The 15,578-nt window shown below is 67.8% G+C and carries 14 protein-coding genes and 1 pseudogene; 10 read left to right on the forward strand and 5 right to left on the reverse strand.

Annotation, left to right across the window (positions count from 1 at the left end):
* Positions 1 to 8: 8 nt before the first annotated feature.
* Entirely contained in the window at positions 9 to 575 is a 567-nt protein-coding gene (gene ssb, locus ACYQOP_RS15320; protein ID WP_056433608.1) for a single-stranded DNA-binding protein, read from the forward strand.
* 518 nt (positions 576 to 1,093) lie between these two features.
* Here the strand turns inward: ssb and ACYQOP_RS15325 are convergent.
* The gene (locus ACYQOP_RS15325; RefSeq protein ID WP_461222930.1) at positions 1,094 to 1,834 is read right to left on the reverse strand and encodes an HAD family hydrolase; all 741 of its coding nucleotides are present in this window, start codon (positions 1,832 to 1,834) and stop codon (positions 1,094 to 1,096) included.
* A gap of 79 nt (positions 1,835 to 1,913) precedes the next feature.
* Between ACYQOP_RS15325 and ACYQOP_RS15330 the strand changes: the two genes are divergently transcribed.
* The 7 genes from ACYQOP_RS15330 (at position 1,914) to ACYQOP_RS15360 (ending at position 9,138) form a co-directional block, all read left to right on the forward strand.
* Positions 1,914 to 2,288, forward strand: coding sequence for a YciI family protein (locus ACYQOP_RS15330; RefSeq protein ID WP_461222931.1), 375 nt, complete (start codon positions 1,914 to 1,916; stop codon positions 2,286 to 2,288).
* 360 nt (positions 2,289 to 2,648) lie between these two features.
* Positions 2,649 to 5,405: a DNA gyrase subunit A gene (gyrA, locus tag ACYQOP_RS15335; protein ID WP_461222932.1), complete on the forward strand. Its 2,757-nt coding sequence runs from the start codon at positions 2,649 to 2,651 to the stop codon at positions 5,403 to 5,405.
* Positions 5,406 to 5,851: 446 nt separating this feature from the next.
* Complete coding sequence (gene coaD, locus ACYQOP_RS15340) at positions 5,852 to 6,352, forward strand: pantetheine-phosphate adenylyltransferase (RefSeq protein WP_056433597.1); 501 nt, start codon at positions 5,852 to 5,854, stop codon at positions 6,350 to 6,352.
* Between the two features lie 44 nt (positions 6,353 to 6,396).
* On the forward strand, positions 6,397 to 6,963 hold the full coding sequence (locus ACYQOP_RS15345; RefSeq protein WP_311273998.1) for a peptidylprolyl isomerase: 567 nt from the start codon (positions 6,397 to 6,399) through the stop codon (positions 6,961 to 6,963).
* Complete coding sequence (locus tag ACYQOP_RS15350; RefSeq protein WP_461222933.1) at positions 6,960 to 7,460, forward strand: hypothetical protein; 501 nt, start codon at positions 6,960 to 6,962, stop codon at positions 7,458 to 7,460. The genes ACYQOP_RS15345 and ACYQOP_RS15350 overlap by 4 nt, the downstream gene beginning before the upstream one ends.
* A gap of 4 nt (positions 7,461 to 7,464) precedes the next feature.
* Positions 7,465 to 7,923, forward strand: a complete 459-nt coding sequence (locus ACYQOP_RS15355) for a peptidylprolyl isomerase (RefSeq protein ID WP_018043013.1) — start codon at positions 7,465 to 7,467, stop codon at positions 7,921 to 7,923.
* A gap of 126 nt (positions 7,924 to 8,049) precedes the next feature.
* Positions 8,050 to 9,138: a nucleotidyltransferase family protein gene (locus tag ACYQOP_RS15360; RefSeq protein ID WP_461222934.1), complete on the forward strand. Its 1,089-nt coding sequence runs from the start codon at positions 8,050 to 8,052 to the stop codon at positions 9,136 to 9,138.
* Between the two features lie 3 nt (positions 9,139 to 9,141).
* On the opposite strand, the gene mobA is transcribed toward ACYQOP_RS15360, so the two are convergent.
* From mobA to ACYQOP_RS15375, 3 genes are all read right to left on the reverse strand, one after another.
* Positions 9,142 to 9,756 carry a molybdenum cofactor guanylyltransferase MobA gene (gene mobA, locus ACYQOP_RS15365; RefSeq protein ID WP_461222935.1) on the reverse strand — a complete coding sequence of 205 codons (615 nt, stop codon included), beginning with the start codon at positions 9,754 to 9,756 and terminating at the stop codon, positions 9,142 to 9,144.
* 6 nt (positions 9,757 to 9,762) lie between these two features.
* The gene (locus tag ACYQOP_RS15370; RefSeq protein ID WP_461222936.1) at positions 9,763 to 10,899 is read right to left on the reverse strand and encodes an Mrp/NBP35 family ATP-binding protein; all 1,137 of its coding nucleotides are present in this window, start codon (positions 10,897 to 10,899) and stop codon (positions 9,763 to 9,765) included.
* 124 nt (positions 10,900 to 11,023) lie between these two features.
* Complete coding sequence (locus ACYQOP_RS15375; RefSeq protein WP_461222937.1) at positions 11,024 to 11,284, reverse strand: hypothetical protein; 261 nt, start codon at positions 11,282 to 11,284, stop codon at positions 11,024 to 11,026.
* A gap of 191 nt (positions 11,285 to 11,475) precedes the next feature.
* Between ACYQOP_RS15375 and ACYQOP_RS15380 the strand changes: the two genes are divergently transcribed.
* Both ACYQOP_RS15380 and pncB read left to right on the forward strand, forming a co-directional pair.
* Positions 11,476 to 11,979, forward strand: a complete 504-nt coding sequence (locus tag ACYQOP_RS15380) for a pyridoxamine 5'-phosphate oxidase family protein (RefSeq protein WP_056433585.1) — start codon at positions 11,476 to 11,478, stop codon at positions 11,977 to 11,979.
* Positions 11,980 to 12,394: 415 nt separating this feature from the next.
* On the forward strand, positions 12,395 to 13,687 hold the full coding sequence (gene pncB, locus ACYQOP_RS15385) for a nicotinate phosphoribosyltransferase (protein WP_461222938.1): 1,293 nt from the start codon (positions 12,395 to 12,397) through the stop codon (positions 13,685 to 13,687).
* Between the two features lie 66 nt (positions 13,688 to 13,753).
* Here the strand turns inward: pncB and ACYQOP_RS15390 are convergent.
* A pseudogene (locus ACYQOP_RS15390) lies at positions 13,754 to 15,427 on the reverse strand (TROVE domain-containing protein).
* Positions 15,428 to 15,578: the final 151 nt, after the last annotated feature.

Here is a 15,578-nt window from a genome sequence, read left to right on the forward strand (position 1 = left end):
AGAGCGGCATGGCCGGCAGCGTCAACAAGGTGATTTTGGTGGGCAATCTCGGGCGCGACCCCGAGACCCGGCGCCTCGCCTCCGGCGATCCCGTGGTCAACCTGCGCATCGCCACGTCCGAATCCTGGAAGGACAAGGCCTCGGGCGAGCGCAAGGAGAAGACCGAGTGGCACTCGGTGGTGATCTACAACGAGAACCTCGCCCGCGTGGCCGAGCAGTACCTGCGCAAGGGCTCGAAGGTCTATATCGAGGGCCAACTCCAGACCCGGAAATGGGCGGACCAGTCCGGCGTCGAGAAATACACCACCGAGGTGGTGCTCCAGCGCTTCCGTGGTGAGCTCACGCTCCTCGACGGTCGCAGCGGCGGTGGAGAGATGGGCGCCGACGACGAGGGCGGCGGCCAGATCAGCCGTGGCGGCGATTACGGCGGCGGCCGTGGCGGGGATCGCGGAGGAGACCGGGGTGGCGATCGCGGCGGGGAATACGGCGGCGGCCGTTCCTCGGGCGGCGAGCGTCGGCCGGCGGCGAGCACCTCGAAGCCCAATTACGACCTCGACGACGATATCCCGTTCTAGGGATCTGCCGTTCCCGTCAACGGCATCCGACGGACGGGACGCATTACGAGAGTCACACATCTCGCGAGCGGCGCGGGTCCCCTCTCCTGGAAGGAGAGGGACAGGGTGAGGTGTGTGACATTTTCGAAGATGGACCACACCTCGCCCCAACCCTCTCCTTACAGGCAGGGCGATCGCATATGACACCACGCCGTCATTCCGGGTCGCCAAAGGCGAGCCCGGACCCGGAGGGCCGCGCCAGAGGCGTGCAATCCAGAGCCGCCGACAGTGTAAAGTCCTGCACCACTTGTGTTTCTGGATCCCGGGCTCCGCTGCGCGGACCCGGGATGACGGGGTGGTGCCACCGAGTTTCTGACAGGCGAATCGGCATATGCGATGGCCCTGCCTGGAAGGAGAGGGAGCACGTCGCGCCTCATATCGCCTCTCCATGAACAGGGGGGAACAGGCGTCGAGGAGATGGGTGAATCCAGCAGCCGCTGACCGAGCAGACCGGCGGGTGCCCGATCAGGGGGTAAGCATCAGGCGTCGGGTTGCGACGGCCCGAGCCGCACCATCTCCGATGCGAGCTCCAGCAGGGTTTCCCCGGTCAGATCCGGCGCCTCGAGGGCCGGTGAGTACGGCACGCCACGAGCAACATAGCCGGTCATGAGGCCGGCGATCCTGGCGCCGTGGAGGTCCCAGGGGTGGATCGCAATCAACGCCATCTCGCCCGGAGCGATGCCGGCGGCCCGCGCGGCGTGGCGGTAGACCTCGGCGCGCGGCTTCGACAGCTTCACCTCCTCGATGGAGAAAACCCGCTCGACGAGCCCCTCCATACCTGCCGCGGCGAGCAATCCCCTCGTGGTCGCGGCCGCGCCGTTGCTCAGTGCGAAGACCCGGATGCCGGCATCGGCCAGAACCTCGAATGCCCCCTTGGCGTCCTCGTGCGGCGGAAGGGCCTTCATCATGCCGAGCAAAGCCGTCTTGTCCTCCGGCGAGGCGGAGAGGCCGTGCATGGCGAGCACCTCGTCCAGGCACCCCGACAGCACGGACTGGAACGGCGCAAAGGTGCCTGTCGCCGCCAGGGCGAACATGTCCCGCAGGCCGGCGGTGTAGAGGAAGTCCAGGGCGAGGGGCGGCAAGCCCATCGCCACCAGGGCAGGCCGCATCGGCTCCATGCTGAACACGGTGCCGATGATGTCGAAAGCGACGGCTTTCGGGCGAGTGAGCATGACTTTGCCCCTGTCGATGGATGCGGCGGGATCGATGGCGTCAGGCAACCGGCCCAGCGGTCTGTGAGTTCACACGAACCGTGCCTTCGTGCTTCCATGGGCTCGATCGAGCAGGGGAGGCGAATCGATGCGCGTCATGGTTCTGGTCAAGGCGACCGCGGACAGCGAGGCGGGGATCATGCCGTCCCTCGACCTGCTCACCGCCATGGGCGAGTTCAACATGGAACTCGCCAAGGCGGGCATCCTCCTCGCCGGCGAGGGCCTGCACCCCTCCGTCAAGGGCAAGCGGGTCGCCTTCGATGGTGCCTCCCGCACCGTCAGCGACGGCCCCTTCGCCGCGACCGGGGAACTGGTCGCCGGCTTCTGGCTCTGGCAGGTAAAGGACATGGAGGAAGCACTGGACTGGGTGAAGCGCTGTCCCAACCCGATGCCCGGCCCGAGCGAGATCGAGATCCGGCCGCTCTACGAGATGTCCGATTTCGCGGGCGCTGCGGCGGGATGAGGGGCACGACGCTCCGCCCCCACCATTCTAGGCGACCTCTCGGCACTCCCACATGGGCACCGGATCGGGTTCCGCCGAGCCTCCACCCATCCGGGGAAGCGGCCGGGAAACAACCGGCGCTCATGCGCTGAAATCGGCGTCGCAAGCGCTTGCGACGCATGGGGTTTGTCGATGTCGTCGCGACATGTCCGGCGGTGGCGCAGCGGCACCGGATGGCGTATGAAGGACGTCCGAGCCAGGACGTGACGCGGCCGGCCTTTTCGAGGCCACGCGGAACGCCCCGCCCCCCACTTTCCGTAGCGCCCGTCGCTCCACGCGGACCCGGCCCGCCGGGACCGTCACAGGCAGAGATCGAAGACCTTGGCAGAGAAAGACGATACCGGCGCCGGCGCGACGCCGCCCGCCTCGGACATCAAGCCCGTTTCCATCACCGACGAGATGCGCCGCTCCTATCTCGATTATGCGATGAGCGTGATCGTGAGCCGGGCGCTGCCCGATGCGCGGGACGGCCTGAAGCCGGTGCACCGGCGCATCCTCTACTCGGCCTATGAGAGCGGGCACCTGCCCGAGCGGAAATACGTCAAGTCGGCCCGCATCGTCGGCGACGTGATCGGTCTCTACCATCCGCATGGCGACCAATCGATCTACGACGCCTTGGTCCGCATGGCCCAGGACTTCTCGATGCGGCTCATGCTCATCGACGGGCAGGGCAATTTCGGCTCCGTGGACGGCGATCCGCCGGCGGCCATGCGCTACACCGAGTCGCGTCTGGCCAAGCCCGCCAACGCGCTGCTCGCCGATATCGACAAGAACACCGTCGACTTCCAGCCGAACTACGACGAGTCGCGCGAGGAGCCGAAGGTTCTGCCGGCGCGCTTCCCCAACCTCCTCGTCAACGGAGCGGGCGGCATCGCGGTGGGCATGGCCACCAACATCCCGCCGCACAATCTCGGCGAGCTCATCGACGCCTGTATCGCCCTCATCGACGAGCCGGGCCTGACGATCGAGCAGCTGACCGAATACGTCCCGGGTCCAGACTTCCCCACCGGCGGCTCGATCCTCGGCCGCGCCGGCGTGCGGCAGGCCTACGCCACGGGCCGCGGCTCGGTCATCATGCGGGCGAAGTCCCATGTGGAAGAGCTTCGCAAGGAGCGCGAGGCGCTGATCTTCACCGAGATCCCGTATCAGGTGAACAAGGCGACTCTCATGGAGAAGATCGCCGAGCTGGTGAAGGAGAAGCGCGTCGAGGGCATCTCCGACCTGCGCGACGAATCCGACCGCGACGGCATGCGCATCGTCATCGAGATCAAGCGCGATTCGATGGCCGACGTGGTGCTGAACCAGCTCTACCGCTTCACGCCGCTGCAATCCTCGTTCGGCTGCAACATGGTGGCGCTGAATGGCGGCCGCCCCGAATTGATGAACCTGAAGGACCTGCTCACGGCCTTCGTCGATTTTCGCGAAGAAGTCGTGTCCCGTAGGACCAAGTTCCTGCTCGGCAAGGCCCGCGAGCGCGCTCACGTCCTGTGCGGCCTCGCCATCGCGGTGGCCAATATCGACGAGGTCATCCGCCTCATCCGCACCTCGCCCGATCCGAACACCGCCCGCGAGGCGCTGATGGGCCGCCTTTGGCCAGCCCTCGACATCGCGCCGCTCATCGCCCTGGTGGACGACCCGCGCCACCGCGTGGACGAGAACGGCAATTACCGCCTGTCGGAGATCCAGGCCCGCGCCATCCTCGACCTGCGCCTGCAGCGCCTCACGGCCCTCGGCCGCGACGAGATCGGCGACGAGCTCCAGAAGCTCGCCGACGAGATCGCCGACTACCTCGACATCCTGCGCTCGCGCCTGCGCATCATGACGATCGTCAAGGACGAGCTGCGCGAAGTCCGCGAAGCCTACGCGACACCGCGCAAGACCATGATCCTCGACTGGGATTCGAATGTGGAGGACGAGGACCTGATCCAGCGCGAGGACATGGTCGTCACCGTGTCCCATGCCGGCTACGTCAAGCGCGTGCCGCTCTCGACCTACCGGGCCCAGCGCAGGGGCGGCAAGGGCCGCTCGGGCATGTCCACCCGAGACGAGGATTTCGTCACCCGCCTGTTCGTGGCCAGCACGCACACGCCGGTCCTGTTCTTCTCGAACCAGGGGCAGGTCTACAAGGAGAAGGTCTGGCGCCTGCCGATGGCCGCCCCCAACGCGCGCGGCAAGGCGCTGGTCAACATCCTCGCCATGGATGCGGGCACGGAGCGCATCACCACGATCATGCCGCTGCCGGAGGACGAAGCCTCCTGGGAGACGCTCGACGTCATGTTCGCCACCGCCAGCGGTGGCGTAAGGCGCAACAAGCTCTCGGATTTCGTGCAGGTGAACCGCGCCGGCAAGATCGCCATGAAGCTCGATGAGGGCGACCACATCGTCCACGTGGAGATCTGCCGCGCCGACCAGAACGTCCTGCTCACCACGCAAGCGGGCCAGTGCATCCGCTTCCCCGTCGAGGATGTCCGCGTCTTCAAGGGCCGCGATTCCACCGGCGTGCGCGGCATCAGCCTGGCGCAGGACGACCGCGTCATCTCGATGACGATCCTCAACAGCTTCGATGCGACGCCCGAGGAGCGGGGCGCCTTCCTGAAGATGCAGCGGGCCGTGATCGGTGACACCGAGGGCGGCGATGCCGATTCCGAGGACATCGCCACCGATGCGCCGCTTCTCTCCCAGGAGCGCTACGCCGAAATGGGCGCGGCCCAGCAATTCGTGCTCACCCTCTCCGAGCGCGGCTTCGGCAAGCGCAGCTCGTCCTTCGAGTATCGAATCTCGGGTCGCGGCGGCAAAGGCATCACCGCCATGCGGGTCAACCCGCGCAACGGCAACCTCGTCGCCTCCTTCCCGGTCCAGCCCTCCGACCAGATCATGCTGGTGACCAATGCCGGACAACTCATCCGTGTGCCGGTGGACGATATCCGCATCGTCGGCCGCGCCTCGCAGGGTGTCACGGTGTTCAACACCGAGAAGACCGAGCGCGTGGTCTCCGTCGAGCATATCGAAGGTGAAGGCGAAGGTGAGGACGATGCCGGAGAGGTGACGGCAATCGATCCCGCAGGCGACGCCACCTGAAGACGGCCCTGTTCAGGCCGGCCTGGAATCGTTCGAGACCAGTCTGAACATTGTCGCGGGGAATGCCGGTCGAGTCGCAAGACTTGGCCGGCATTCTCGTTTCGGTCACTAATCTTCGGTGTTGCAGCCAAGTCATATCCGGCGCCGCGATGCACCGATAAGTTCGCCCTCAGAGAGATATCGCTCCACGATCCGCGCCGGACCGAACGAGACGTTCGGCGCAGCGTGGAGTTGCGAAAAGGCTCTGACGTTCCGGCACTTCGCTTGGCGAATCCATAAGCCGGACGTCGTCGACCAGACTTCGAAGACCGAAACTTCGGGCGGGCGCTCCATCGGGGCATCCGCCCTTTTTCGTGCGCCGGTCCATTACGGGGAGGATTCACTATCGGGCCGGGATGGTCGCGGGCGGTTCCGTTTCGAGGCGAAATGCTCTACGCCCACCGGTGATGATCCGCACCGCGCTCTACGCTGGCTCTTTCGATCCGGTCACGAACGGACACCTCGACGTCATCCGTCAGGCATGCCGGCTCGTGCAGCACCTGGTGATCGCCATCGGCGTGCATCCAGGCAAGGCCCCCATGTTCTCGCCCGAGGAACGCGCGGATCTGCTGCGAGCGACCTGCGCCCCCCTGGCGGAGGCCGAAGGCGCCAGCCTCGACATCGTCACGTTCGACGATCTGGCGGTGTCGGCCGCACGGCGCTCGGGCGCCAGCATCTTCATCCGCGGCCTGCGCGACGGCACGGATCTCGACTACGAGATGCAGCTCGCCGGCATGAACGGCGCCATGGCGCCGGAGGTGCAGACCGTGTTCCTGCCCGCCTCCACCGGCGTTCGGCCGATCACCGCCACCCTGGTGCGCCAGATCGCGGCCATGGGCGGCGATGTCTCGCCCTTCGTTCCTCCCCTCGTGGCGGAACGGCTCGCCGCGCGCTTCACGCAAGCCTGATCCCTTCCATCCACCTCTTTCAACGGACCGGAGACCGCCCCCTCATGACTCATCGGACCCTCCATCGGCGGACCGCCTTCCTGTCCCTGGCCCTCGCCGCCATGATCGGGTTCGCGCCCGTGGCACGGGCCGCCGACGACAACACTGTCTATCTCGACACCAAGGATGGCCGCGTCACCATCGAGCTGCGTCCCGATCTCGCGCCGCAGCACGTGGCCCAGCTGAAGACCCTCATCAAGAAGGGCTTCTATGACGGGCTGAAGTTCCATCGCGTCATGGACGGGTTCATGGCCCAGACCGGCGACCCGAAGGGCAACGGCACGGGCGGTTCGTCCCTGCCGAACATCCCGGCCGAATTCTCGCAATCGCCGTTCCGGCGCGGTACGCTCGGCATGGCCCGCTCGTCGGATCCGAACTCGGCGAACTCGCAGTTCTTCATCTGCCTCGGCGATGCGCCGTTCCTGAACGGGCAGTACACCGTGATCGGGCTCGTCTCCTCCGGCATGGACGTCGTCGACAAGATCAAGAAGGCCGCCGCGGGCGCTCCGGGCGGCGCGGTCCAGAACCCCGACAAGATCGTGAAGATGCAGATGGCCCAAGGCGCGAAATGAGCGGAGGCGCGACAGTGAGGCGCCCGACGCGCCTCGCCGTCGCCGCGTCGGCGGTCGCCATCCCGTTCGCGGCGGCTTTTGCATCGGCCGCCCTGGCGGGATCCGGAGTGCCGCTGACTCCGCCCGCGTCCCTACGCTCCACGGTGCAGGCCCCGGAGGGCGGCATCGCAACGAGTCCGGCTAACACGCTTCAAGAGCTCTACCCCCGACTCGCGGCCTGCTGGGAAATACCGCAGGGCCTCGCCGGCTTCCCGCGTACCGAGATCACCGCCCGTTTCGCGCTCCGCCGCGACGGGTCCGTCATCGGCGAGCCTCGCATCACCTTCTCGATGCAGAATGCCGATCGGCGCGGCAGGGATATCCTGACCCGCTCGACCCTCGACGCGATCCGGCGCTGCACGCCGGTCGCGATCACGCCGGCGCTCGGCGCCGCCATCGCGGGGCGCCCGATCGCCCTGCGGTTCATCTACCAAGGTCCCCAGGGACAAGGAGTCTGACCCCATGGCCGATACCGAAACCCTCATCCTCGAAACCACCAAGGGCCGCGTCGTCATCGGGCTGCGCCCGGATCTCGCCCCCAACCATGTCGAGCGTCTCAAGACGCTGGCGGGACAGGGATTCTACGACGGCGTGCCGTTCCACCGCGTCATCGACGGGTTCATGGCCCAGACCGGCGACCCGACGGGCACCGGCTCGGGCGGTTCCGACCTGCCGGACCTGAAGGCCGAGTTCAACGACGAGCCGCATGTGCGCGGCACCTGCTCGATGGCCCGCACCAACTTCCCGCATTCGGCCAATTCGCAGTTCTTCCTCTGCTTCGGCGATGCCCGCTTCCTCGACAAGCAATACACCGTCTGGGGCAAGGTGACCGAAGGCATGGACGTGGTGGACAGCCTCAACAAGGGCGAGCCGCCCCGCTCGCCGGACAAGATCGTCAAGGCCACGGTCGGCACCGCCTGAACCGGTCGATCCGTCGATGAAAAGGGCGTCCGCGCGTGACCCGCGCGGACGCCCTTTCTCGTTTGTGGGGCTCAGCTCCGCGCGTTACATGAAAACGGCGATTTTCCTGTAACGCGGGTACGAGCCATGCCGTCCATCGATGCCGCCGCGCAGACGGTCTTCGCCGATCTCAATCAGCGCTGCGCCGATGCGGAGTTCGACCGCGACTTTCCCGAGAACGGCAAGTTTATCAGGCGCACCATCAAGGCGCGCGAATACTGGTACTATCAGGGCTACGATGCCGCCACCGGCACGAAGTCCAACCGCTATGTCGGCACCGTAGCGGATTCCGAGACCACGCGGCGGGTCGAGGCCCATGACCGCCAGCGGGTCGATTACCGCACCCGTATCGACGCGGTTCGGATGTTGCGGAGCGCCGGGTTTCCGACCGCGGACGCCCTGACGGGCCGGGTCGTCGAACGTCTGGCGCAGGCAGGCTTCTTTCGGCTGCGTGGGGTCCTGGTCGGCACGGTGGCGTTCCAGACCTATCCGGGCCTCGTCGGGGAGCGCCCGATGAGAGCGCTCAGGACCGGCGACATCGATCTCGCACAGGATTACGGCATCTCGGTCGCGATCGGAGAGAGCATGCCTCCCGTTCACGAGGAACTTCAGGCCGTAGATGCGAGCTTCCGTCCGGTGCCGAACCTGTCGCTGCCGGACCGCACGAGCGCTTTCGCGAACGCCGATGGGTTTCGGGTGGAGTTTCTCGTGTCGAACCGTGGCTCGGACGATCTGACCGGCGCGCTCGTCCCGATGCCGGCTCTCGGCGGTGTCAGCGCCCAGCCGCTTCGCTATCCCGATTTCCTCATCAGAGACCCTGTTCGCTCGACGCTGCTCCATGCCGGCGGGATCTTCGTCACGGTGCCTGCTCCAGAGCGCTACGCCGTTCACAAACTCATCGTGGCGAACGAGCGGACCGAGCGTGAGAAACAGGCGAAGGACCTAACTCAGGCAGGCTTCCTGATCGCGGCCCTGGCCAGGAACCAGCCCGTTGCTCTGGCAGCCTCCTGGGTCGAGGCGTGGAGCCGAGGTCCCTCCTGGCGCCGTCACCTAGAAACAGGCGTCGCACGCCTCGACGAGACCGGGCGCATCGCCATCACGCAGGCCGTCTGCGCGCATGGCGGAATGCTGGGCTACGAGCCGACGCAGGTCGGGTTTCCCGCATCTCCTGCGTAGCGATCACCGATCGGCCTGACGAAGCAGCGTTTCCGCCAGCGCCAGATCCTCCGGCGTGTTGATGTTCAGGAATGGGTCGAGCGGTTCCGCCGGCCAGTCCACCGCCACGGCCCCGTGGTGGCGGAGGAACGCGCCGACGCGCCGCTCGCCGCGTTCCACCAGGGCCGTCCGAAGATCCTCGCGCAGGGACACCGCCCAGAGCGCCACGGTGAAATGCTCCCGCCCGGCCGACGAGGCCATGGCGATGGGGGAGCCGGACAGTCCGGTCTGGAGGCGGTCCACCAGGTCGAGGGGCAGGAACGGCGCGTCGCCCGTGACGCTGGCGACATGGGTAGCGGAGGGGTGGCGCACGGCCGCGTAGTCGAGGGCGGCGAGGATTCCCGCGAGCGGCCCCGGATGGTCGGGCACCCCGTCCGGCACGATCGGGCCGGGGAATTCCGGGAACCGGGCCGGGTCGCCATTGGCATTGAGGACGATGCCGAGACCGCATTGAGGCGCGAACCGCTCCACCACCCGGTCGACGAGGGTGCGGCCCGCCAGAATTCTCAGCGGCTTGTCGCCGCCGCCCATCCGGCGGGACAGGCCGCCGGCCAGGATCACGCCGAGCACGGGCTCCACGCCGGGCTACTCGATGACGATGCGCGGCGCGGCGCGGGGGGCCGGCCCGCCGGTGAGGTTGGCCCAGAGCTGCGCGGCGATGCCGCGATAGACCTTCGCATGCGGCCCGTCCGGGTCCACCGCCACCACGGGACGGCCGGAATCGGAGGTCTCCCGGATGGTCATGTCGAGGGGGACCTCGCCGAGGAACGGCACGTCGAGCCGCGCGGCCTCGTCGCGGGCGCCGCCATGGCCGAAGATGTGCGAGGCATGGCCGCAATTCGGGCAGATGAAGGTCGCCATGTTCTCGATGACGCCGAGGATCGGCACCGAGACCTTGCGGAACATCGTCACCCCGCGCCGCGCATCGATCAGCGCGAGATCCTGCGGCGTCGAGACGATGACGGCCCCGGAAAGCGGCGTCGCCTGGGCCATGGTGAGCTGGGCGTCGCCGGTACCGGGCGGCATGTCGACCACGAGGATGTCGAGCTCGCCCCAGGCGACCTCGCGCAGCATCTGGGTGATGGCCGATTGCACCATCGGGCCGCGCCAGATCATCGCCGTCTCGGGCTCGATGAGGAAGCCGATGGACATCACCTTGATGCCGTAGCCGTCCATCGGCGCGAGCAGGCGCTCCTCGATCACCTTCGGCTTGCCGGACAGGCCGAACAGCTTGGGCACCGAGGGGCCGTAGATGTCGGCATCGAGCAGCCCGACCTTCAGCCCCTGCGCCGAGAGGGCGAGGGCGAGGTTGCAGGCGGTGGTGGACTTGCCGACGCCGCCCTTGCCGGAGGCGACCGCCACGATGTGGCGCACGCCCGGCAGCGCAGGGCCGGTGCGCGGAGGCGCGGGCCGGCCCGGCTGGGGCGGTTGCGGTGCCACGGCCTGGGTCGGCGGTGCGGGCTGGTTCGGGCCGCGCTCCGAGGTGAGGCTGGCGAAGACGCCGGAGACGCCCGCCATGGCCAGGACGGTGCCCTCGGCCTTGCGCCGGACCGGCTCGAAACGCTCCGCCTCGCTGGGGTCGATCAGGATCGAGAACATGACCCGGTTGGTGGGGTCGACCACGACCTGGGACAGGCGGCCCGATGCGGGCAGCGTGGTCCCGCCGGCATCGACGGTGACGGCGGACAGCGCCTTGAGCACGTCGTCGCGAGTGATGGCCAAGATGTTTCTCCAGGCAAGACTAAGGGGCGGGCGGCCCGAACGTTACCTTGCATGTAACCGACGGCAATCAGAACGCCAGACCCGTTGCGGTCTCGACCCTCCGATATGCACGGAGCGGGCGGCTTCAGCGGCGGCGCTCGGGCGGGATGGCGATGAGGTTGCACCGCTCCATCGGGCCCCTGACCACCGCCCCGTCGCCGCGCCGATACATCCCGTTGCGGAGATGGCGGCATCCGGGCGGGCCGGGGAGACGCTTCACCCGCTGGATATGGACGCTGCCGTAGCGCCGGTTCGAGAAATCGTGGCCGCCGATCCGCACGCCGGGACCGAAGCGGACTTGCGCCGCGACGCGCGCGGTGAGAGAGGGGAAGGGCGCAGGCCGCACCCAGGAGCAGGTTGAGGAGGAACAGGCCTGGGATTCCCCGGATCGGGACGGGCAAAGACATTCTTCCTCTTCTTCCTCCGGTGCTGAACCAAGCGAGCCCTGGCCCGTTGTGAGTGCAGCCTTCAGGGCCGGCCCGCGACCGGGACAGCCGTGCCCTGAGACGGACGACAGATCTTCAGGAGACCCGTTTCATGCATCAAGGCAACCACCGCGACCACGAGGGCGCGAAGAAGCTGTTCGAACTCGTCAAGGACATCAAGGTCGCGATGATGACCACGGCGGATCAGGACGGGAAGCTCTACAGCCGCCCGATGTGGAGCCAGGATACCGACGAGAACGGCGACATCTGGTTCTTCACCAAGCTGCACTCGCCCAAGACCGCTGAGATCAGCAAGGACAACCAGGTCAACCTCGCCTATTCCGACCCGTCGAGCCAGACCTACGTCTCCATCGCCGGCAAGGCCGAGATCGTCACCGATCAGGCCCTCGTCGACGAGAAGTGGAGCGAGAGCATGAAGACCTGGTTCCCCAACGGCAAGGACGACCCGGAAGTCGCACTCATCCGCATCCACCCAGAGAAGGGCGAGTATTGGGACAGCCCCAACGCCACGGCCCTGCACATCTACGGCTACGTGAAGGCCGCCCTCACCGGCGAATCGCCCAAGACCGAGACCAAGAAGGTCGATCTCGCCTGATTTTTTGATGGGACGGACAGTGGGGCGGTCATCCGAAGCCGGGTGGCCGCCCTTCTGCGTTTTCCACCGTACGCCTCCCTCTGCCGCGAGACTGCGCGCGGGACCCTCCTCCCCAGCGGATCTCGGGCCTGCCCGAGATCCGTCGAGCTTGTAGGGAGGAGTTGGAGGTGGGGGTGGTTGGGCGACCCTCAGCCGGTGGAGGCTGGCGGAACCACCCCCACTCCTGACCTTTCCCACAAGGGGGAGAGAGCCGCGATTCACCTCACCCGTCTGCGAATAAACGCGAGAGGCCGAACCGTTCGGTCGCCATCAGGTCCCCACCAATCACCGGGTGAACGATTGACTCGCGCCCGAGGCCCATGCGCTCTTCGCCGGCGAGCGGGCGCCCGGGTCCCGCGCTGGATCCCTCCCGACCATGCTCGATCTCGCGACGCGGGTTTACAACCACAATTTCAAGATCGACCCGATCATCCGGTCGCTGCTCGATACCGATTTCTACAAGCTCCTGATGGCGCAGACGATCTTTCGCCGCCATCGCGACGCCGACGTGACCTTCGGCATCCAGAACCGCAGCCGCTCCGTCCGCATCGCCGATTTCGTCGATGTGGGGGAATTGCGCGAACAGCTCAACCACGCCCGCACCGTTCGCCTGAGCCGGGGGGAGTCGACTTGGCTGCGCGGCAACACCTTCTACGGCAACCGCCAGATGTTCTCGGCCGATTACATGGATTGGCTCGAAGGCTTCCGCCTGCCGGAATACGAACTCGAGGCGCGCGACGGACAATACGTTCTCACCTTCCACGGTCCCTGGATCGAGACCACGATGTGGGAGGTGCCGGCGCTGGCCATCCTCAACGAGCTGCGCTCGCGTGGGGTTCTGCGCGGGCTCGGCAAGTTCGAGCTGCAGATCCTCTACGCGCGGGCGATGACGAGGGTCTGGGAGAAGATCGAGCGGCTGAAGCGCCTGCCGGGCCTCTCCATCGCCGATTTCGGCACCCGACGCCGCCACGGATTCCTGTGGCAGGATTGGTGCGTCGAGGCGATGCGCGAGGGCCTGGGCGAGGCCTTCCTCGGCACGTCGAACTGTCTCATCGCCATGCGCCGCGAGGTCGAGGCGGTGGGCACCAACGCCCATGAACTGCCGATGGTCTACTCGGCCCTCGCCGAGGACGACGAGGCCCTGGCCCAGGCGCCCTACGACGTGCTGCGCGACTGGCAGCAGGATTACGCCGGCAACCTCCTGGTGATGCTGCCGGACACCTACGGCACCACCGGTTTCCTGGCCCATGCGCCCGAATGGATGACGGCCTGGACCGGGATCCGCATCGATTCGAAGGACCCGATCGAGGGCGGCGAGGAGGCCATCGCCTGGTGGGCGTCGCGCGGCTGCGATCCCGCCTCCAAGCTCGCGATCTTCTCGGATGGGCTCGATATCGAGACGATCGAGGCGATCCACGCGCATTTCCACGGGCGGATGCGCATCGGCTACGGCTGGGGCACCCTGCTCACCAACGATTTCCGCGGGCTGGTGCCCGATCACGGGCTCGATCCGATCTCCATCGTCTGCAAGGTCATCGCCGCCAACGGCCGTCCGACCGTGAAGATCTCCGACAACCCGTCCAAGGCTATCGGCCCCGCCGACGAGGTCGCCCGCTACAAGCGCGTCTTCGGCATCGGCGAGATGGCGGAGATGCCGGTCATCGTGTGAGGTTTGCCGAGAGGGGCCCTCATCCAGGCATGCGGGAGACGGGCGGCGTGCCGTCCGTCTCCCCTGTCAGGCGCGGAGGAAGTCCGCGATCAGCGCCGGCGCCGCGGCGTCGAAGCCGACCACGTCGAGCATGCCGGCATCCTCCGGGTCGGCGATGCTGAAGCCGTTGGAGACGAGCCCCACGACCACGAGCTTGGCGTCGATCCCGGTCTTCCGCCGGTACGCACGCAGGGCCTCCACCGGGTGGACCGGACCCGCCCACGTCTCCGAGTCGGTGTAGACCACGAAGGCGTCGGCCTTGACGTTCCGCTCGAGGGCCCAGCGCATGGGCAGCGAGCAATCCGTCCCACCGAAGGGCAGGTCGGCCGTGGCCGCCACCGCCGCGTCGAGCCGCATCGACGGCCCGATCGGTAGGGCGGTCAGCGCCGTGCCCTCGTTCCGGCGCCGGCCGACACCTGCCGTGAAGCCGACGACCTACCAGTGCTCCTCGGTCGCCGCGGTGACGAGCGCCATCGCGGCGGCCGCCTCACGCGGGGTGAGCGAAGACCCGGCCACGCCTCCCGTCGCCATGGACCCCGACACATCGAGGGCCAGGACAAGAAGCTTGCCGGTGGGCGTCACCGACGCGAACGCCGTGTAGAACGCGGCGTTCGGCGCCTCGACGATGGCGGCCACCGGCTCCCAGGAGAGCCGGCCGCGCTCACCGCGCCCCGACGCGTAGGTCTTGAGCGCCATGAGCAGCGCCATCGGATGGAGGCGCGCATCGAGGATGCGCGTCCGGTCCGACAGCAGCGCCCGGACATGCTCGGTCCCATCCGAGAAGGGGGCGAGCACGCCCAAGGCCGTGAGCCGCCCGAGCTGACGCACGAGGGCTCCCACCGGCATGCGCTCGATCAGCGCCTCGTTCACCGCCCGGCTCGTCATCAGCTCGGTCGGCAGCGCCTCCCACGGCAGGCCGTGCGTGCGGATCATCGCCGCGGCCGAAGCCCCGTTGACGCCCGGCGCCTGCACCGAGGCGAAGGCGTGGACGAGCGCCGGTGCCGCCTCGGCCAGGGTGCCGCGGCAGATCCAGTCGAACAGGGCGGCGCGATCCGGCTCGCCCGTCTCCGGATGAGCCAGCCGCAGCAGATCGCGGTGCGACCAGCCGTTGCGCGAACGATACTTCACCGCCTGGTAGGCAAGGGCCTCCACGGGGCGGGCGACATACCAATCGGCCACCGCGCGGCGCAGGCCGCGGCCCCAGCCGCGCATCGCCTCGACGGCGGACGCGAACTGGAACAGGTGCGTCCCCGTGCGGCAGACGCGCGGAAGGGCGGCCAGGGCGGCCCGGCGGGTGGCGAGGGCATGCTCGCCCTCCGCCGAGGCGGCGAGCGCCAGGGCGAAGATCGCCGGATCCTGCTTCGGAGCCCGTCCGGCCTCGCTCACCGCCACGATGGCGGCGACCACGCGCGGGCCGTCTTCCGCGAGGCACCGCAGCACGGCCCGGGCATTGTCGCGCGTCAGGGCGACGGGGCCGGCATAGTACGAGCCGCCCTCGGAGCCGAGCACCAGGAAACGGTCGAGCCGCGTCCAGTCGCTCACCGGGAAGGCGTGTCCGCCGGCCGAGTTCGGCACGGTACGGGGAATGGGCTCCGACTGCGGATTGCGCCGGAGCGAGAACAGCTTGGCATAGGACATCATCGCTCGCTCCTTCCTCCACGGGGCCTCGTGCCCGGTGGTTCGTTGGGGCCGCGCGGGCATGGGTCAGTGGCAGGAGGGTTCTTTGCTCTACCGTCTGAGCTACGGGCATCGCTGCCCGGCGGGAGTCGAACCCGCGACACAAGACGTCGATAATCCTGCCGCGTCGGCCCGCGCGGCCGATGGGGTGATCCGCTCGCCGATCCGGGTCGGC

The organism is Methylobacterium sp. CM6247 (assembly GCF_054817925.1).

Coding starts and splice junctions, on each gene's coding strand:
- ssb (WP_056433608.1), top strand. CDS start 9: ATGGCCGGCAGCGTCAACAAGGTGATTTTGGTGGGCAATCTCGGGCGC.
- ACYQOP_RS15330 (WP_461222931.1), top strand. CDS start 1,914: ATGCGCGTCATGGTTCTGGTCAAGGCGACCGCGGACAGCGAGGCGGGG.
- coaD (WP_056433597.1), top strand. CDS start 5,852: ATGATCCGCACCGCGCTCTACGCTGGCTCTTTCGATCCGGTCACGAAC.
- ACYQOP_RS15345 (WP_311273998.1), top strand. CDS start 6,397: ATGACTCATCGGACCCTCCATCGGCGGACCGCCTTCCTGTCCCTGGCC.
- ACYQOP_RS15350 (WP_461222933.1), top strand. CDS start 6,960: ATGAGCGGAGGCGCGACAGTGAGGCGCCCGACGCGCCTCGCCGTCGCC.
- ACYQOP_RS15355 (WP_018043013.1), top strand. CDS start 7,465: ATGGCCGATACCGAAACCCTCATCCTCGAAACCACCAAGGGCCGCGTC.
- ACYQOP_RS15360 (WP_461222934.1), top strand. CDS start 8,050: ATGCCGTCCATCGATGCCGCCGCGCAGACGGTCTTCGCCGATCTCAAT.
- ACYQOP_RS15380 (WP_056433585.1), top strand. CDS start 11,476: ATGCATCAAGGCAACCACCGCGACCACGAGGGCGCGAAGAAGCTGTTC.
- pncB (WP_461222938.1), top strand. CDS start 12,395: ATGCTCGATCTCGCGACGCGGGTTTACAACCACAATTTCAAGATCGAC.